Here is a 16,820-nt window from a genome sequence, read left to right on the forward strand (position 1 = left end):
TCAGGGCTTCTTCGGTGCGCGGACGCACTGTTCGACACCTTCGATGCAGGCACCCTCGGCAATACGCCAGCCCGTGGTGTCCTTGCCCAGGCTGCATGCCATCAGCGAAGAGTCCTTGCCTGCCTGTGCCAGCACGTGCTGGAGCTCGCGGGCCTGACCCAGTTCCTGGCACTGCGCAGTCCCGAGCAATTTCTGCAACGAAAGACTCTGGTTCGACAGCTCATCGACCTGGAGCAATGGATCCATATAGCCACGCTTGCTGCCCAACGCCACGAAATGGCCTAGCCCGTTGTCAATCAAGCGCGGCTCGATCAGAAACAGCCGCACCGAGCGACGGGTGAAACTGGACTTGAACCGGAACAACGCTCCCAGATACGGAATGTCGCCCAGCAGCGGAACCTTGCGCATGGATTCGCTGAGCTCATCACGGTAGATACCGCCGATCAACAGACTCTGCCCGTGTCCCACGCGAGCCACGGTATCGACCACGGTGCGGGCGATAGTGGGAAGCCCACCCACCCCTGAGCTGTTGGGTTTCTGATTACCGTCCTCGATATGCAGGCTGAGGCTGATTTCCGGCTTGTCACCCAACTGGATGACCCGCGGCGTCAGTTTCAGCATGGTGCCGTAGGTGATCGCCTTGAGTTCAGCCACCCGCTCACCAAGAAGGCTGACATAATAGGTTTCGCTGTGATCAATCACTGCCAGGGTGTTTTCCTGGGTCAGCACGGTCGGCCGCGAGCCGACCTGAGCGCGCCCCTGACTCTGTAGCAAGGTGATGCGGGCAAGCAGGTAATCCAGCCCCCGGCTATCCACAAGGCTGGCACCGGCCTCGCGCGTGGTACCAGGACTGGCGTTGCCCTGACCGCTAATGTTCTGGCTGGTGGTGCGAATGTCGATCAGCTTGTTTGGGCCGACGCCTATACCGACGCGCCAGTCCACGCCCAGTTCGGCGAGGTTTTCCGCGTTGATGTCGACAATCGACAAACCGACCTCGATTCGCGCCGAAGGACGATCCAGCGCCGCGATCAAGCGCCGGTACATCGGCATGCGATCCTTGGTATCGCGCACAATAATGGCATTGAGCGAGGGCTCAGCCTGAACTACGGCTCGCCCGGACTGCGTCGGTAATCGAGGACTGTCCTGTCCGCCTTCCACCGACACCACGTTAGCGTCACTCAGCACGCGAGCAAGAATGGTCGCCACACCCGGTGCATCAATATCGTCTTCGCGATACTTGATTCGCCGATCCTCGGCGACCGCATACTTGAGCGGAAAGATTTCCACGGCCAGGTCTCCGGTCTTCTCAATACGCAGAGCGTGCTGCTGCTCAAGAGCCAGGGCCGTTTGCTCCACCAGATCCAGATACCGTGGGGGGCCGGAGACGTACACCAACCGCCCGCGCATGTCCGATCGCCAACCAAATCGCGGCTCCCAGACACCTGCAGCTTCCAGTGCCTGCCTCAGTTCGGTTTCGCCGATCTGCTCCAGCTTGACCAGCCGCGACTGCATTTCGGTGGCCTTGAATACGTAGAGAACAGCACCGTCGTAGTACCAGATCAGGTTGTAGAGCGAAGTCATCAGTTGCACAAAGGACTGAGGATCATCGAGATCGAAACGCCCACTGACCTGATCATTGACCTTGTCACTGACAATCACCGAGCCGTCGTAATTAGCCGCGAAATTGGCCAGGACATCACGCAGGCTTTCACCCTGGGCGATATAGTTGTAGGGGATTTGTGGCCAATCCAGATCCTGGCTTTGGGCGGTTCCGGTCCATAGCAATGCAAAGACCAGGCTCAAGGACCGCGAAACACTCAGGGACGCCATAAAGTTTGTTTCCACTGCGGTTCCAGGCCTGCAATCAACAGCTCTGGCTTGATCGTTTCCAGAATCGCGACCTGAGCCGATAGCGCTCTCTCCAGGTCGTCCAGTTCCAGGGTGGCGAATTCCAGACGCGCTTCAAGCATCAGGTTTGACTGTTCATCGGTGGCCAACGCCTGGGGATAGCGTCGACTCCATCGGGTGACCTGGCCTAACAGGTTCAGCAACACTTCACGTTCAGCCGCAGATGAGTGCTGAACTTGCCAGTTCAGCGGGCTGGACAGCACAAGATCAGCCCCCTGACGTTGTAAAAACAGACTGTGACCGTCGATCCGCAGGTGATATCGACCTGTTTGATCGGCCACAAAAACCCCTTGGCCCGTGCGTGCGGCCAATCCAGTCAGTAAATGTTCCATGATTCCTCGGCGTATCCGGCAGTCAGGAGCCTTGCCAATAAAAGTGGTCGTTCGCCTGGCACAGGCTACGTTCATACAGCCAGTGCTGAACGACATCCGCGGCACCCGCGTCGTCGTCAAGCCTGGCCAGCGGCTCCCACAGAGGGCTCAACACCACCGGGACAGGAGAAAAACCATCGAGCTTGCCGTCAGCCAGCAACATGGACATGCCTTGATGCCAATTGGGCCAGGCCAGCTGTGCCTGCTCGGAGATCGCGCCCAGCTTGCGTACCATATTGGCAATTTCAGCGTCGGTCTTTGCCCGACATTGAGCGATTTTGGCCAGTTCCTGTTGGGCTAATTGCGCATTGGTTTCTCCGACCAAGCGCCAGAACTCGGCCTTGATCCGTAACTGGCGTGCCTGTGTTTCGTACTCGATCAATGCCAGGCGCCAATTGGATACCGCTTCATCAAAAAGGCTTTCCCACCAGCTGTATACCGGCAGCAGAACCCAATCGATGAGGGCCTGAGTCGAGGCCAGATTGATCCGGTCGCCCAACCAATTGCACCAGTCCTCACCCTGGGCGCGAGCCTGGCGCAGTACCAATTGAATATCCCCGCGTTCGAGCGCCATGCCACGGGCCAAGCGTTGTTGCAGCCAATTGGACTGGAACAGTTGCTCCAGCCGTACACGCGGCAGCAAGCGTTGCAACAAGATCAACTGTCGCACACTAATAATTCCCGACTCACGGTACACACTGACTGATACACACCCAGCTGCCCGGCCTCGACCGCGGGCATCCCGGCCTACTACAAACACCCGACGACCAGCAAAAATACCAGCTTGAGGGGTTTGATTTTGGTCTTCCTGGCTCATCTTCTGCCTTGACTATCTCGTTTCGTAGCACACCCGTCAGCGTCTTCCACTGCGACCAATCTTACTGAGGAGCAACGGACCAAACTTGCAAAAAACGTCATTTTTTTTTAGTCCGCCGCTATTCTTTTCCTTGTCTTGAACGACTGGGAGTACACCCGAAACGACGACGATAGCTCTGAGTGAAGTAAGACTGGCTGGAAAAACCGCTTTCCATTGCGATGTCCACAATGCTCATTTCGCTGTTAAGCAATAGATGATGGGAGTAGAGGATACGCCGCTCACTGATCCACGCTCGGGGAGAAACGCCATAGACCGACCCGAACAACTCCTTGAACGTGGTCAAGCCCATTCCGAACTCCCGGGAAAACTGGCAGAGCCGCCACTCCTTGAGGTAGTGCTGCTCCATGAACACCTGTAAACGCTCGACGTGCCGACTTCCCTGCTGACGCAATACTGACATCAGCGCCGGGCCCTGGGGGCTGAAAGCAAACAGCATCAACAACTCTTCGACGCGCAACAACGCCAGCATCGGTGGGTGCTCATGCACCATCAGCCCTTCAAGCCCCTTTATGCAGTCCGCCATCAACGGCGTACTGGCAAACGCAATGAGACTAACCCCCGGCCCATCCCAGCGCTCTACTTCACTCAATAAAGAACCAAAACGCTGAACAAACTTTTGTAAAAACTGAACCGATAATGGGATCCAAAGTAAAACACAATCGTGTTCGCCCGTACTCACGACATAGTTACCTCTGCGCGCAAACAATAGCTCGCCAGGCATGAGACAAACTGTCGCATTACAATCTTGAACCGTGACCTGCCCCTCGATAAGGATATAAATCCCCTCCTCACCGTTCGATACAAACTCAAACGTCGGAATAGACCACCGGCACAGCTTTATCTGTTTCCGAGCACGTGTGCTGGCACCTTGCATTTTATTGTGACCCCGAACCTGCACATACCATTTGTACGGTGCCCAAGTAGGCATCGTACGAAACTCAACTTCTAAATACTGCTGCGCGACGATTTTGCGCTTGAATCCTGTGACGCGAGAGCCTGGAATCTAGCAGTGGCGGATTCTCTATCTCTTGGCTCAAACACTGCACTGATTCTATGAAGTCAGGATGACTAACTCAATGACAACCGTCCTTGCAATTAATCATAGCCACTAGAGTAATTACTCTTAACTAGACGAAGCCCCGATAAATTTATTTAGTTACCCACCTATCGAAACACCCTTCTATTTTAATAGGCGCTAAATAAATACAAAATATTTCAAGATCATTTCGTCGCCACCGAAATAGTGCACTTCGGATAGCAGGGTAGTTGCCCAAGCTGCATATTCATATTTTCACCAGGCACCACCGACTGCCAACTTCTCGACTGCACAGCCCCGTCATCTGACCAGGCCAGCTCACTGCGCACCAGCAAGCTGCCACCGACCACCTGCGTCGGCATCAGACGAAAAGCAAAGTGCAACGGCAACGCCGTCACCCGATAACGAGCCTGGGCAACCAGCCGCAGCTGCTGCTGGATCACCGAGTAGAGCCGCACACTGACGTAGGCAGGTTGTGAAATCGGTGAAGGTGTGCGCACCTGCCCTCTCACATCAATCAACGGTGCCGGCGGCGAAGGCACACTGACGCAGCCCCCCAAGGCAAGAAAAACGCTGAATAGCAGCGTCTTCCTCATGATTGACGAACCTTGCGCTCATAAAGAGGGGCAATCTCGCCATCGACCAAACGCTGCAAATGTTGCTCACTCTGTTGATCGACCTCCACCTGTACCGCCAGCCAGCGACCCAACTGCGCAACGCTGATGCCTCCCTCCTGGCGACTGGGCACCTGACTGAACGAGCGCCCGGCAAAGCTTCCAGATATTGGCGCACCGTCACTCGTGGCCGCTGGTGAAATGCCAGTGCTTTCTATCTTCATGACTCACTTAAACCCTCATACCGGCGGGCTTGGATATTGTTTGGTCGCCACCCTCATATCCCGGCAGCAATTGCTGCCAAAACTCGGCGTGATCAAGCAGGTTGGCCAAGGTGGCCTCGAAACGTTCCAGGGTCAACTCAGCCGCGGGTATCTGGGCGTATAGCTGCACCAGGCCTGCTGCCTCATCAAAACCAAAATGCAGATCGAAGCGATACCAGTACCGATTGAAACTCGCCAACTGCCGGAAGATTGCGTCGCCGAACGTTTCGATTCCCGCCACATCCGCTTCCATAACCAAGCGCTCGCGTCCTGCCAGTAACACCAGCGTCACGCCCAACTTATCGTCAAACAGCAGACTGGCTATTCCCTCTTCATCCAGCGACAAAGCGGGAAGGCCACTGCGATTGGCAAACTCGGCAAGCAGCCGGTTGACCCTGATCCTCAAATCCATGCACGTCCCCTCGAACTAGGCGAATGCTAGCACCCTGACATGAGCGGGTTTTGTCACTGACGGGCTTTTCTTTTAAGAAAAAAGCCACATCACTGTGGCTTTTTTCCTATATCAAGATCAGATCAAGCCACGCCAGCGGCGGCCCGCCAGGCCTGATTGTGGTTCTGGGTGTACTGCGCAAGCAGTTGCAGCATCTCTTTCATAAAGTTGGCGTTGTAGCTCACCTGGTCTTCGACCTTCTGCTTTTCGCTCTGGGCAATTGACGCGCTGACTTCATCTTCCTTGGCGTTGGCCTGAATAGCCGTTTGCTCGACTTGCACCGAGTTGCTGGACATCTGCCCAAGTGCCTGGTTCACGCCATTGATGCTTTGCAGCTTGGCATTGCGGTTATCCACGCCCTGCCCAGCCAGCTTGAGCGCACGGGTATCGGCCGCCTGCTCCTTGGCCCATTCCCGGCCGACCTCAATGCGATCAGCCTTCGAGGTTTTGCCCAGTTCCAGCATCTTCGCGTCGATCTGCTCGTTGCGCCGACCAATGTTGCCCTCCAGGACCTTTTCCTGGCTGATCGCCTTGCCATTCTTGACCGCACCAATGGCACCGGTAACCGCCGATGCCAGGGCCATCACACCGGAGATCACCGCCATCGCAATCATCAGCTTCGAACCGCTGCGCATTTCGTCCACTTGGGACTTCTGCGCATTGATGATCGAGGTGTTCTCGCTGTCGCGCTGGATAATCCCCAGCTCGCGGGCCTTCTGCGCGATGCGAAACAACAGCACCATCAGCTCCACACTGCCATTGAGTTCACTGCTGACCCTGCCCAGCCCCTCGGGCTTGAACACTTGCCTCGGCGCTATCAGGTCGACACCCAAGCTCTTCTTCGATTCGCCGGGCAGTGCCGTATTCGCGCTGTGAACTGTTTCGGTTCGTACGCCTGCTTGAGTTTTTTCCAGCGACTGAGTATTGCCAATCTGACCCAGCCCGTGAGCGCCATAGCCTGTTTCAATCATCATGATGTGTTCCTCAGATAGCCGCAGGACGGCTGGAAAGGTTATGCAGGGTGTCGCCCTTTGCATTGATCATCTGGAAAATCTGCTCCATGACCTGCAAAAAAGACTCGACCATGCGACTGAGTTCTTCCTTGAGCTTGTCCATGACGGCCTGAAACTGCGTGAGCTCGGAGCGCGTCTCCAGGGCATCGGCCTGTTTATCGGCAGCCTTGGCCTGAAACGCCGAGTTGGCGGTTTGCGCCGCACCGTTGGCGACCTCCAGGGTCATGTCGGAAATCTGCATCCCGAGCTTGGCACCATGGGACAGAGACTGACTGGCCACGTTGCCAAACTTGCTCCCCAAATCCGCCACTTTGCCGGCTAGACTGGCAGTGAGCTCGGCAGCCTTGCCACCGATTTTTGCACCCACCTTGGCGACCGCCCCGACGGCAGCCCCCCCGAAACTGACTACCGCAGCCATCACAGCGATGGCGATTTCGATCCCCATCAGAGCCGGTCCGAGCTTTTCCATCACTTCTTTACTGATCAATCCGTCCTTCGCCGCTTGTTGCACAGCCTGGGAAACGACACCCATTACGCCCCCGGCGATCATCAGTGCTCCGGCGGCCGCGCCGACACCCGTCGCTACCAGAATGGCACCCACGATGATCGAGGCAATGGCACTGATCCAGCCAAAAATCTTACCTATCAAGCCAGACTTCTGGGCTTCTTTTGCAGCCTCGGTCGCCTCCAGAATCTTCTTCTGGTTTTCCTCGATCTTTTGCAGGTTTTGCTCACGCGCCATCTTGATTTCTTCAAGCTTGAGCTTTTTTTGCGTGGACTCCAGCTCGCCAGTCAGTTTGGCCAATTCAATCTCGAAATCCTCCACCGAGCTGAGCCGCGCCACGCCTAACCGAGCCGTTTCAGCGACAAAACGCTGGGCCAGCCCGGTATCCTGGCGCACGGACTGCACCAGGCGGTTGATGTCCGCCCGAGTCCCGACCTCCAGGCGCTGCTGACTGGCCGCCGACGGCGCAGTCAATTGCACCCCTTGAGACGTGACGGCCGATCGGCCATCCGACTCGACCCGGGAGACCGTTAGCGCCTCCCCCCCACGATCATTGCGTGGGCGCCCCACGGGATCGCTTGCAGCAACGCTCCCCGTGGCAAGCGCAACGCGATCAAACGTTATCGGATTCATTAGGTTGATCCTTTCTCGCTAGTACGGCTTCCAACATGGCGCCTGCACGTTCGGCCAGAACCGAGTGTGCCGGCTGTGCTGCGGCCAAGGCCTGAGCCGAGTAGAAGCCACTCTCGGCCCCGTCGAGATCACCCAACCGCAGGTGACACTCGCCAGCATGAAATGGAAATCTGGGCTCGTTGATATCGATCAGCGCGCCGTAACTGAAGCTCTGCAATGCCAGCTCTAGCTGCCCCATAGCCTGCCTGCACGCGCCCAATCCCAAAAAGAACCGAACGTCGTAATGATCAAGCATGCACAGCGCCTGAAAAATCTTGTGGGCGTCATCCCACTTGCCAGCCTGGTATTGATTGAACGCCAGGGAGTAGAGCTGCTCAAGGCTGTCGCTGGAGATGTTCCTGAGCATGGCCAGTGTGCCGCCATCGCGCAAAAACGCTTCCAGTTCTTTCTCGTATTCCTCAGACACATCGTGTTCTTGCTGGCTCATCAACCGTTCCTATATGGCATTTAGAATGTCGCGCATCATGCTGTCGTACTTCTGAACGAAGCGATTCAGGGCCTCGATGGCCGAGTTGTAGCGAGAGCTGACATCGTTCAACAGCGTGGTCTTCTCACTGACTTTGTCGTTGATCGGGCGGGAGCGGTCGCCCACCGTCGTGGCGAAGTTGGCGATGGGGTTGTTCTCGTCCTTGAAATCGTACTTTTTGAGTAAGTCATCGGGGTTCATCGCCCCACTGTCCTTCGGTGCGCCACTGAGGAAGCTTCTGATGCTCAGCGTGCCGGTGCGATAGGTGTCGAGCCCTGTCAGCAGCGTGTATTCCGCACTGGCCTGCCAGCTCTTGTCGTCGGGGTAGCCGTATAAGGTGCGATCGAACAGGTTGAGTCCCGGCTCGATTGTGATCTCTTTTTTAGCGGCCAGATTCGCGTTGATCTGCGACTGGATCTTGCTGTAGATGTTGAGCTCGGCAGTCAGAACCTTGAGGTCATCACGCAGCGCGGTACGCTTGCCATCCTGTATCAACAGAACCTCTTCATAAACGCCCCGCACGTCATCATCGATCCGGTCACTGGTCAGGCCGAAATGCGCCTTGGCCAGGAACTCTTTCAACGGCCAGGGCTGCCCCGGCTTCGCATCGGCGTACTGGTTGATCAGTTGCTTGACCGACTCGATCCCGGACTTGATTTGCAACTCATACAGGCTGCCCTTCAAGTTCGATTCAGGCGGCAGAAAATAGGCCAGCAACTTTTCTACCTGGGCATCCGACAGAGTCTGGTTGGCATGGGTAAAGCTGACGCTGCGGTTACTGACCAGTGCCCTAAGCTCTGCCAGTGCATCCGTTGCGCGACCGCGCAAATGATCGGCTGGAAGCGTCTGCAACGTATTCAAGAACCCCGACAGGTCTTGCTGGTAATGCCTGATATCCATAAGAGGTTCCTTACACCACAAGTCCACGCATCGACGCCGGACGCCGTTGTCGTTTTCCTTCATCGGCAACCGGTGGGCGGCTGATGCGCATCCGCCGCACTTCCTGCAACAGCTCTTGTTCTGCTCTCTGTACAAGTGCCTGGTCCGGTGAGCGAAAGACCCGGTCACGGACCTCGGCAGGCAACGCCAGGCCTTCCCACAGTTCACTGAGCAACCGCTCACGGTGCTCATTATCTTCAATGGCCTGCTCGGCAGCCTGAAGGGTTTTTGCGTAGGGTTCGTCGTACATATCCATGGCTCCTATAGTAGGGATAGAGCGCCTGGCTTCCTGTCAGGTACGGTCGATTATTTGTCGTTTTCTGATGGTTCGTAGCGAACACACCTGCCCGGCCGCCAGCTCGAACCAACCGCTCTGCAGTTCGGCTGCGCCAGTCCAGCGACGATAGAAACGCGCCATCCGCGTGCCATCCAGCGGGCTGTCCGCCATCGCCTGCACCTTGCCGTAGAGCTTGGCTTGCGCGCCCAACACCGCGAGAACCGCCTCGGCCAACACATGTAGCGCGGCAAAAGAATTGACCAGGCCATGGCGCCCGTCGACCCGGCGCAGCATGACGATCCAGACCCGTCCCCCTTCACAGCGCCAGGCCAGTTCGCAGCCGCCATACACAAACTTGCGGCCCAGCGGTAGTGTGCTGTGACGCAAGAAATGTGGCCGGGTGTCATGCCCGTGTGCCTGTAGCCAGCCCACCAAAGGGTCGCGCGTCATAACGTCACCCGGCCCAGTGGCTGAATGTTGATTTGCTGGGTCAACTCCTGGTAGGAGAGCACCGGCAAGCCGTAATAATCGCCTTCGATCAACTTGCGCACGTAGCGGCGAATGTCCATCGACACGATCAGCACCGGCTTGCTCTGCATTTGCGCGAGGTCGCCGACGGTCTGCCGGACTTGTTCGAGAAAGGCTTGGGTGACCGCCGGATCGAGCGCCAGATAGCTGCCGGCACTGGTCTGGCGGATGCCTCCACGGATCTGCTCTTCGACCTGTTGGTCCAGCAGGTAGGCCGGCAGGATGTTGTTGCCGCTCGAATACTTGTAGCAGATGTAGCGCTTGAGGCTGCTGCGGATGTATTCGGTCAACTGCACCACGTCCTTCTCTTTCTGCCCCCATTCCACCATCGCTTCCAGAATCGCGCGCAGGTTGCGGATCGAGATGTCTTCACCGACCAGGCGCTGGAGAATTTCAGTCATGCGTTGCAGCGGAATGATGCGCTGGGCCTCCTTCACCAGTTCCGAATAGCTGTGCTCCATTTGTTCCAGCAGATAACGGGTTTCCTGGATGCCAATAAAATCTTCGGCGTACTCGCGCAACACATGGGAAAGGTGCCAGGTCAGCACCTGATCCATGCTCAGGAAGGCGCAGCCGGATCGTTCCAGCCGACCTTGGTGCTCGGTACTCACCCACAGAGTCGGCTTGCCCGGCAGCACCGGCTCGCCTTCTTCAAAGGGCACACCAATGAGCTCCAGTTGAGTGGCGCGCTCCTGCACCAGCAGCCGTTCGCTGCGCAAGCGCCCACGGGCCACCGGCACTTCTTGCAGCTGAATCAGGTATTCACCGTCTTTCAAGCCTTCATTGAAACGCAGATGGATACCCGGAAACGGCACACCAAAATCCAGATAGAGCGCACGCCGCACCCTGACCAGCTCATCATTGAGTGCGAACGCCTCCAACTCCTGCTGCATGCTAGCCCCCACATCGATCAGCAAGGGCACGGTCATCGCGAACTCTTCCTTATCCCCCAGCCGTGTGCCCTTGGACTTGTTGCCCGCGGGCTTGGCCTTGGGCTTGGCCGATGAGGCCACTCCCGCACCTTGCGCCAGCAAGGTTGGTAAATCTCTTGGATTACCCTCGGCAGCCATCCCGCGCTGACGCAACAACATAAAGTAACCACCCCCACCCACCAGTACCGCCAGCAGCATGAAAGTGACGGTGGGAAACCCGGGAATCAGCCCGAACAACAGCAGCAATACCCCCCCAATCAGTAATGCCTTGGGCTGGGCCACCACCTGATCACCGATGTCACTGCCCAGATCCGACGTACCGTCCGAGGAGTCCCGGGTCACGATGATCCCGGCGGTAATGGCAATCAACAGGGCCGGCACCTGGCTGACCATGCCATCGCCGATGGTCAGCACCGAATAGAGCTGCAAGGCGTCGCCTGCAGTCATGCCCTTCTGGGTAACACCAATGGTGATACCGGCCAGAATATTGATGAAGATAATGATCAGGCCGGCAATCGCATCACCTTTGACAAACTTCATCGCGCCGTCCATTGAGCCGAACATCTGGCTCTCTTTCTCGATCACCGCACGCCGGTCACGCGCCTCATTGACATCGATGACCCCGGCGCGCATATCGCCGTCGATACTCATCTGCTTGCCGGGCATGGCATCCAGAGAAAACCGCGCACTCACTTCAGCGACACGCTCGGCACCTTTGGTGATTACCAGGAACTGCACAATGGTGATGATCAGAAAGATGATGCAACCCACGACCAGATTGCCGCCCACGACGAAGTTGCCGAACGTGTAGACGATCTGGCCCGCGTCGGCCTCCAGCAAAATCATGCGCGTCGTACTGACCGACAACGCCAGCCGGAACAAGGTGGTTATCAACAGCACCGCAGGGAACACCGAAAACTGCAACGGTGAACTGATATAGACGGACATCATCATCAACACCACCGACACTGTGATGTTGATTGCAATCAGGATATCCAGCAGAAACGGCGGCAGCGGCAGGATCATCATGAACACCACCGCCAGCAGCATCACCGCCAGCATGATGTCCTGGCGCTCGCCCGCCAGTCTCAAAAATTCAGCGAGCCGGTTCATGGGCCTCCCGCAGGCTCAGGAAGCGCTCGTGCGCCACGCGCGCATCACCAAGACGCCCCTGCAAATGGCACGCACGACTGACGCAGTCCCACAGCGCGAAGTCTTCCTCGCCTTCAGACAACAACCGATCACACTGTTGCTCGGCCTGCTCGCCCGCCTCCAGTTGCAACAGTGCCATCACCAGCGCCCGACGCCCCTGACGATGAGTCGGTTCAACGGCTAACAGGGCCTCAAGGAATATCCGCGCATGCGCTGGCTGGCCGCACTGCAGCTGCAGCCAGCCAAGCAACAGCAACAGGCTTTGCTGTATCGGTTTCAACATCATCGGTGGGGTCATACCTTGTGCAGCAAATGGAGGGCCATCTGCAGCAAGTACTCATCTTCGCTACGCGCTTGCAACAGCGCCGAGAGCGCCTGAAACTCGGGCGCATCAGATGAACAGACCTGCTGTTTGAGGTCGGTCAGGGCCTGGCGAAATGCCTGTGGCCGGAGTAATGCGTGGAAACCTTCATGGGGGCAGGCAAACGCCTGCAAACGACGTCCGGCGAGATCTGCCGGGTACAGATTATCAAGATGGGCCTCAATGCAATGGCCGTCAGGTGGCAGCACATAGCGCTCGGGCAAGCCCGATGCGAAATGCTGATCGCCAACCTCAGTCAGGTGCTCAATGCCGATGTGCGGGGCACTGATCCGACTCACGGCGCAAGCACCGTTTGGCGCGCCGCACTCAATGTGCGCAACGCCTGATGCAAAACCAATGCGCTGACGCGCCGCTCATCCAGGGTAATCAATAGCAGTAGGCGTGTGTCACCAGCCCATCCACAACGCAGTGGCAGCTCAGGCCCGGTGCGGCTAAATACCATCGCCAAGGCACGCACCGCGCCCTGATGAACCTGATGCCACTCCAGATCAACAGCCAGCCACAAGGTCAACTTGCGGTTGTGCTGCTCCAGTTGCAGCGTGCCGGTTTCCTCGAACTCCAGCTGGATGAGCGCCCCCAACGGGGTCGGTACGACCACACCCAGGTCCTGACAGAACTGCGCCAATGCTTGGTCAATCCAGTGCATGCTGCTCACTCATTGTGCTTGCCATTCGTCTTCTTCCTGGTCAATAGCCAGATCCAGCGCCAGCTGACAGGCATTGAGCAGGTTCTGACGCTGCTCCTCATCGGTGAAAATTTCCGTAGGGATCAGGCGCACCAGCCGCTTGATCTCACGAAAGAAATGGATCTGTCGCGCAGCGTCCTTGATCCCCAGCGGCACGATCAATCGCTGCACGTCCTGGACACTCGCCCAGCGCTTGTCGATCAGCCCAATCAGCCCGCCCATCAGATCAGAAGGCCCGTATGCCATGACCTCGCTCCCCCGTCACCAGCGCCTGCCACAATGCATTGACCTGATCCGACATGCTCGTCAGCACCCGCAGCTTGTGCATGTCGCTCATCACCCGTTCGAGCTTGACCGGGTCGAGCCGGGTCTGCTGGCTATCGAGGTCGGCACTCAAGGCTTTCATCAAGAATCCCGCCACACCTTCGAGCATCGAACTGCCGAACCGCGCATTAATGTCGTTCCACGCCGCGCTCAGACCGCGATAGTCCATGACGGCATCGCGATAGGTGTCACGCAGTGACTGGATATCGCCCACGCCCTGCTCCGCCGCCGCCTTTGCCAACGGCCCGATCTGCAAGCCCAGCTCGATGGCCTGGCCATGCTCCTGGGCCATTTCCAGTAACGCCTGGTCGATAAGCTCGACCATCGCCCGGGCAGCGGTTTTACCGGCCAGTTCCTGGCGTGCATAGGTCAGTGCAACAAACTGGTGGCTGACCTCGCGCGAGAATCCCTTGAGATAAGCCTTGAGCTGCGCGAGGTTGCTTAACTGGCCACTGCCGAGGTGCGCAACCAACGCTTCGAGCTTTTGTCGGGCCTCAAGATCAGGCACTTTCTTGAGGTACTCCTCAAGCATTTCGAGGATTTCGCTCAGGCGCGCCTGACCATCACTGACGCTGCGCTTGGCCAGAGATTTTTCTACTCGTTCGGAGAATACGAAGGTCAGCTCTTCCGCCGCGTCGGCCATCGCCTGACTGGTGGAGATGTATTGCACGCGCTCCCCCTGGAAATTCCCGGTCAGTCGACTGTCGCGTGCAATGACCGGCTCAGCCTGTCGATCCGGCACTGACACTGCGGGGATAACGCTCTGAATAATGGCCATACAGGGTACTCACTTGCCGACAACATACGCATGACAGGCATTGTAGGAATGGGACTACGGTTGCCTCTGCCAAAATCGGTCGCTTTTTTTTAGGCATTACACCAACCAATTTCTAAAAACTTGCGACCGGGACTGAAATTACCGAAGCGGGCCTTTATCTATAGTGGCCGCTAGCCCCATACCCAAGTCGACCATGCACCTCTCACTCGAACACATCACCGGCCAGATGCTGCAGGCCATCGATAAATGTCGGCTGATTCAAATCCGCGGCCGGGTCACGCAAGTCACCGGCACACTGCTCAAAGCAGTGGTGCCCGGTGCGCGCATCGGTGAGCTTTGCCAATTGCGCAACCCCGACCACTCGCTGTCACTGATGGCTGAAGTCATTGGTTTCCAGCAACATCAGGCCCTCCTGACCCCTCTGGGCGAAATGCTTGGTGTCTCCTCGAACACCGAGGTCAGCCCGACCGGCACCATGCACCAGGTAGGCGTCGGCGATCACTTGCTGGGCCAGGTGCTTGATGGCCTGGGCCAGCCGCTCAATGGCAGCAGCCTGGGTGAGCCCGCTGCGTGGTACCCGGTTTACCGCGATGCGCCCGACCCCATGAGCCGCAATCTGATCGAGCGCCCCATTTCCCTTGGTGTTCGCACCATCGACGGCCTGCTGACTTGCGGCGAAGGACAACGCATGGGGATTTTCGCCGCGGCCGGCGGCGGTAAAAGCACTCTGCTGGCGACCTTGATGCGCAGCGCGGACGTCGACGTCATTGTGCTGGCGCTGGTTGGTGAGCGCGGGCGTGAGGTGCGTGAATTCATCGAGTCTGATCTGGGCGAGCAAGGCCTCAAACGCTCGGTACTGGTAGTCGCCACCTCTGACCGACCGGCAATGGAGCGCGCCAAGGCCGGCTTTGTTGCCACCACGATTGCCGAGTACTTTCGCGACCAGGGTAAACGTGTGCTGCTGCTGATGGACTCCGTCACCCGGTTTGCCAGGGCCCAACGCGAAATCGGCCTGGCCGCTGGCGAGCCGCCGACTCGGCGCGGCTTTCCCCCGTCGGTATTCGCCGCCTTGCCGCGGCTGATGGAGCGCGCCGGCCAATCTGATAAAGGCTCCATCACTGCGCTGTATACCGTGCTGGTCGAAGGTGACGACATGACTGAGCCGGTAGCGGATGAAACCCGCTCGATTCTCGATGGGCACATCATCCTGTCGCGCAAGCTGGCGGCATCCAACCATTACCCGGCCATCGATGTACTGCGCTCGGTGAGCCGAGTCATGAACCAGATAGTGACCCCTGAGCATCGCAATGCCGCCAACCAGTTGCGCGAGTGGCTGGCCCGATACGAAGAAGTCGAGTTGTTGCTCAAGATCGGCGAGTACCAGAAAGGTCAGGATCCGGTCGCCGATCGGGCCATCGAAAAAATGGACGCCATTCGTGCCTGGCTGCGCCAAGGCACCCATGAACCCAGTGACCTGCCCGATTGCCTTGAACAACTGGCGAGCCTGACCCGATGACACTCCCTACTTTGTTGCGCATCAAGCGCTTGCGCGTCGAGCGTGCGGAACAGGCATTGCAGCGCCAGGAGTTGCGGGTCGGCGAGGCGCAGCGCCTCCATCAAACGACACTGGCTGATCACAAACAATACCGGCAGTGGCGCCAGGCGCAAGAAACCCGTTTGTTCGAGCAATGCAAGGCACAACCCATAAACCGCAAAACACTGGAGCAATGGCAGCAGCAGGTTGCCCGCTTGCGAGAAAAGGAAGCAGCACTGGAACAGACCATCGCCGAACAGGCGCAAACCCTGGCCCAGGAGCGCGAACGCCTGCGCCTGAGCAGGCGCCAGTTGCAGGAGGCTCAGCAGCAAGTCGCAAAATTCAACGAGCTGAACGCCCACGCCCTCGCTGAGGAGTTGATGCTGCTTGAGTTCAAAGAAGAACAAGAACTCGAAGAGTTCCGTCGCACCGAGGCCGCCTCATGAGCAGAATTTCCCCACCAGATAGGCCACAAGATGTCTTTACACCGTCATCGCTCCCGGCACTCGTAGCCTCGGACAAAAATTGCCAGGCCGAATTCGAGCGGGCGCTGGGCAGCAGACCCGATGTGATAGAACGACGCCTGATCGACGCATCGCGTAAGTTCGGTAACCGCGCACCCGAAAAAACGCTTCAGGACAATTGCAGCCCGCAGGATGAGGACGCCAGAACAGCTGAACCGGCCAATCCCAAGGGGCGCGAGACCATCCCTGATCTGCCACCGAAACCCGACACGCCGGGCGGGCAGGCCACGAATGAGGAAAGCGGCGAACACCGTGAGCCTGACCAGGCCTGCATGCTGCAGTCTCCCATAGCCATTGCCACACCGTTTTCCACAGTCACTACCAAACCGTCTCACACGACGACTACCCCACCGTTGTCCACAGCGGCGACCACACCGTCTTCCACAGAAACTACCAGGCCGTCTCCCACAGCGGCGACCACCGCGCCTGTACCAGCGACCGACCGACCTTTGACGACTACGAACCAGCGTGACAACACCACAGCGCCTCTAAAGAGCCCGGAGCAAAATCTGTCCATAGCACCAAACGCTCCTGCCACTAGAGCCCCCGTCCAAGCACCTGCTGATCA

The 16,820-nt window shown here is 57.8% G+C and carries 21 protein-coding genes; 2 read left to right on the forward strand and 19 right to left on the reverse strand.

Annotated features, from left to right (window positions below):
- From sctC to sctW, 19 genes are all read right to left on the reverse strand, one after another.
- Positions 1–1,830, reverse strand: coding sequence for a type III secretion system outer membrane ring subunit SctC (gene sctC / locus BLL38_RS14960; RefSeq protein WP_076963241.1), 1,830 nt, complete (start codon positions 1,828–1,830; stop codon positions 1–3).
- Positions 1,818–2,240, reverse strand: a complete 423-nt coding sequence (locus BLL38_RS14965; RefSeq protein ID WP_076963242.1) for a YscB family type III secretion system chaperone — start codon at positions 2,238–2,240, stop codon at positions 1,818–1,820. The genes sctC and BLL38_RS14965 overlap by 13 nt, the downstream gene beginning before the upstream one ends.
- 22 nt (positions 2,241–2,262) lie before the next feature.
- On the reverse strand, positions 2,263–3,096 hold the full coding sequence (locus BLL38_RS14970) for a T3SS regulon anti-activator ExsD domain-containing protein (protein ID WP_076963243.1): 834 nt from the start codon (positions 3,094–3,096) through the stop codon (positions 2,263–2,265).
- A 118-nt stretch (positions 3,097–3,214) separates the two neighbouring features.
- Positions 3,215–4,030, reverse strand: a complete 816-nt coding sequence (locus BLL38_RS14975; RefSeq protein WP_076963316.1) for a helix-turn-helix transcriptional regulator — start codon at positions 4,028–4,030, stop codon at positions 3,215–3,217.
- A gap of 347 nt (positions 4,031–4,377) precedes the next feature.
- The gene (locus BLL38_RS14980) at positions 4,378–4,788 is read right to left on the reverse strand and encodes a YscW family type III secretion system pilotin (RefSeq protein WP_076963244.1); all 411 of its coding nucleotides are present in this window, start codon (positions 4,786–4,788) and stop codon (positions 4,378–4,380) included.
- Positions 4,785–5,030 (reverse strand): T3SS regulon translocated regulator ExsE family protein, encoded by a 246-nt coding sequence (locus tag BLL38_RS14985; protein WP_076963245.1) that lies wholly within the window; start codon positions 5,028–5,030, stop codon positions 4,785–4,787. Before BLL38_RS14985 ends, BLL38_RS14980 begins: the two co-directional genes overlap by 4 nt.
- 7 nt (positions 5,031–5,037) lie before the next feature.
- Complete coding sequence (locus BLL38_RS14990; protein ID WP_076963246.1) at positions 5,038–5,481, reverse strand: type III secretion system chaperone; 444 nt, start codon at positions 5,479–5,481, stop codon at positions 5,038–5,040.
- Between the two features lie 122 nt (positions 5,482–5,603).
- On the reverse strand, positions 5,604–6,494 hold the full coding sequence (locus BLL38_RS14995; RefSeq protein WP_275942353.1) for a YopD family type III secretion system translocon subunit: 891 nt from the start codon (positions 6,492–6,494) through the stop codon (positions 5,604–5,606).
- 10 nt (positions 6,495–6,504) lie between these two features.
- Positions 6,505–7,671: a type III secretion system translocon subunit SseC family protein gene (sctE, locus tag BLL38_RS15000; RefSeq protein ID WP_076963247.1), complete on the reverse strand. Its 1,167-nt coding sequence runs from the start codon at positions 7,669–7,671 to the stop codon at positions 6,505–6,507.
- The gene (locus tag BLL38_RS15005) at positions 7,652–8,158 is read right to left on the reverse strand and encodes a SycD/LcrH family type III secretion system chaperone (RefSeq protein WP_076963248.1); all 507 of its coding nucleotides are present in this window, start codon (positions 8,156–8,158) and stop codon (positions 7,652–7,654) included. Before BLL38_RS15005 ends, sctE begins: the two co-directional genes overlap by 20 nt.
- A gap of 9 nt (positions 8,159–8,167) precedes the next feature.
- Complete coding sequence (locus BLL38_RS15010) at positions 8,168–9,097, reverse strand: virulence-associated V antigen (RefSeq protein ID WP_076963249.1); 930 nt, start codon at positions 9,095–9,097, stop codon at positions 8,168–8,170.
- A 10-nt stretch (positions 9,098–9,107) separates the two neighbouring features.
- The gene (locus BLL38_RS15015) at positions 9,108–9,386 is read right to left on the reverse strand and encodes an LcrG family type III secretion system chaperone (protein WP_076963318.1); all 279 of its coding nucleotides are present in this window, start codon (positions 9,384–9,386) and stop codon (positions 9,108–9,110) included.
- Positions 9,387–9,428: 42 nt separating this feature from the next.
- A complete protein-coding gene (locus tag BLL38_RS15020) occupies positions 9,429–9,863 on the reverse strand; it encodes an LcrR family type III secretion system chaperone (RefSeq protein WP_076963250.1) in 435 nt (144 codons plus the stop codon).
- Complete coding sequence (gene sctV, locus BLL38_RS15025) at positions 9,860–11,986, reverse strand: type III secretion system export apparatus subunit SctV (protein WP_076963251.1); 2,127 nt, start codon at positions 11,984–11,986, stop codon at positions 9,860–9,862. Before sctV ends, BLL38_RS15020 begins: the two co-directional genes overlap by 4 nt.
- Positions 11,970–12,311, reverse strand: coding sequence for a type III secretion apparatus assembly chaperone SctY (gene sctY, locus BLL38_RS15030; RefSeq protein WP_076963252.1), 342 nt, complete (start codon positions 12,309–12,311; stop codon positions 11,970–11,972). The genes sctV and sctY overlap by 17 nt, the downstream gene beginning before the upstream one ends.
- A gap of 8 nt (positions 12,312–12,319) precedes the next feature.
- The gene (sctX, locus tag BLL38_RS15035; RefSeq protein ID WP_076963253.1) at positions 12,320–12,685 is read right to left on the reverse strand and encodes a type III secretion apparatus assembly protein SctX; all 366 of its coding nucleotides are present in this window, start codon (positions 12,683–12,685) and stop codon (positions 12,320–12,322) included.
- Complete coding sequence (gene sycN / locus BLL38_RS15040; RefSeq protein WP_076963254.1) at positions 12,682–13,053, reverse strand: type III secretion chaperone SycN; 372 nt, start codon at positions 13,051–13,053, stop codon at positions 12,682–12,684. The genes sctX and sycN overlap by 4 nt, the downstream gene beginning before the upstream one ends.
- 9 nt (positions 13,054–13,062) lie before the next feature.
- A complete protein-coding gene (locus tag BLL38_RS15045) occupies positions 13,063–13,338 on the reverse strand; it encodes a TyeA family type III secretion system gatekeeper subunit (protein ID WP_076963255.1) in 276 nt (91 codons plus the stop codon).
- Entirely contained in the window at positions 13,319–14,194 is an 876-nt protein-coding gene (gene sctW / locus BLL38_RS15050; RefSeq protein ID WP_076963256.1) for a type III secretion system gatekeeper subunit SctW, read from the reverse strand. Before sctW ends, BLL38_RS15045 begins: the two co-directional genes overlap by 20 nt.
- A gap of 193 nt (positions 14,195–14,387) precedes the next feature.
- Between sctW and sctN the strand changes: the two genes are divergently transcribed.
- Together sctN and sctO are read left to right on the forward strand one after the other, a co-directional pair.
- On the forward strand, positions 14,388–15,710 hold the full coding sequence (gene sctN, locus BLL38_RS15055) for a type III secretion system ATPase SctN (RefSeq protein ID WP_076963257.1): 1,323 nt from the start codon (positions 14,388–14,390) through the stop codon (positions 15,708–15,710).
- Entirely contained in the window at positions 15,707–16,174 is a 468-nt protein-coding gene (gene sctO, locus BLL38_RS15060; protein ID WP_076963258.1) for a type III secretion system stalk subunit SctO, read from the forward strand. Before sctN ends, sctO begins: the two co-directional genes overlap by 4 nt.
- Positions 16,175–16,820: the final 646 nt, after the last annotated feature.

Origin of the sequence: Pseudomonas gessardii (assembly GCF_001983165.1) — a bacterium.
Classification (GTDB): domain Bacteria; phylum Pseudomonadota; class Gammaproteobacteria; order Pseudomonadales; family Pseudomonadaceae; genus Aquipseudomonas; species Aquipseudomonas gessardii.

Coding starts and splice junctions, on each gene's coding strand:
- sctC (WP_076963241.1), bottom strand. CDS start 1,830: ATGGCGTCCCTGAGTGTTTCGCGGTCCTTGAGCCTGGTCTTTGCATTG.
- BLL38_RS14965 (WP_076963242.1), bottom strand. CDS start 2,240: ATGGAACATTTACTGACTGGATTGGCCGCACGCACGGGCCAAGGGGTT.
- BLL38_RS14970 (WP_076963243.1), bottom strand. CDS start 3,096: ATGAGCCAGGAAGACCAAAATCAAACCCCTCAAGCTGGTATTTTTGCT.
- BLL38_RS14975 (WP_076963316.1), bottom strand. CDS start 4,030: ATGCAAGGTGCCAGCACACGTGCTCGGAAACAGATAAAGCTGTGCCGG.
- BLL38_RS14980 (WP_076963244.1), bottom strand. CDS start 4,788: ATGAGGAAGACGCTGCTATTCAGCGTTTTTCTTGCCTTGGGGGGCTGC.
- BLL38_RS14985 (WP_076963245.1), bottom strand. CDS start 5,030: ATGAAGATAGAAAGCACTGGCATTTCACCAGCGGCCACGAGTGACGGT.
- BLL38_RS14990 (WP_076963246.1), bottom strand. CDS start 5,481: ATGGATTTGAGGATCAGGGTCAACCGGCTGCTTGCCGAGTTTGCCAAT.
- BLL38_RS14995 (WP_275942353.1), bottom strand. CDS start 6,494: ATGATGATTGAAACAGGCTATGGCGCTCACGGGCTGGGTCAGATTGGC.
- sctE (WP_076963247.1), bottom strand. CDS start 7,671: ATGAATCCGATAACGTTTGATCGCGTTGCGCTTGCCACGGGGAGCGTT.
- BLL38_RS15005 (WP_076963248.1), bottom strand. CDS start 8,158: ATGAGCCAGCAAGAACACGATGTGTCTGAGGAATACGAGAAAGAACTG.
- BLL38_RS15010 (WP_076963249.1), bottom strand. CDS start 9,097: ATGGATATCAGGCATTACCAGCAAGACCTGTCGGGGTTCTTGAATACG.
- BLL38_RS15015 (WP_076963318.1), bottom strand. CDS start 9,386: ATGTACGACGAACCCTACGCAAAAACCCTTCAGGCTGCCGAGCAGGCC.
- BLL38_RS15020 (WP_076963250.1), bottom strand. CDS start 9,863: ATGACGCGCGACCCTTTGGTGGGCTGGCTACAGGCACACGGGCATGAC.
- sctV (WP_076963251.1), bottom strand. CDS start 11,986: ATGAACCGGCTCGCTGAATTTTTGAGACTGGCGGGCGAGCGCCAGGAC.
- sctY (WP_076963252.1), bottom strand. CDS start 12,311: ATGATGTTGAAACCGATACAGCAAAGCCTGTTGCTGTTGCTTGGCTGG.
- sycN (WP_076963254.1), bottom strand. CDS start 13,053: ATGCACTGGATTGACCAAGCATTGGCGCAGTTCTGTCAGGACCTGGGT.
- BLL38_RS15045 (WP_076963255.1), bottom strand. CDS start 13,338: ATGGCATACGGGCCTTCTGATCTGATGGGCGGGCTGATTGGGCTGATC.
- sctW (WP_076963256.1), bottom strand. CDS start 14,194: ATGGCCATTATTCAGAGCGTTATCCCCGCAGTGTCAGTGCCGGATCGA.
- sctN (WP_076963257.1), top strand. CDS start 14,388: ATGCACCTCTCACTCGAACACATCACCGGCCAGATGCTGCAGGCCATC.
- sctO (WP_076963258.1), top strand. CDS start 15,707: ATGACACTCCCTACTTTGTTGCGCATCAAGCGCTTGCGCGTCGAGCGT.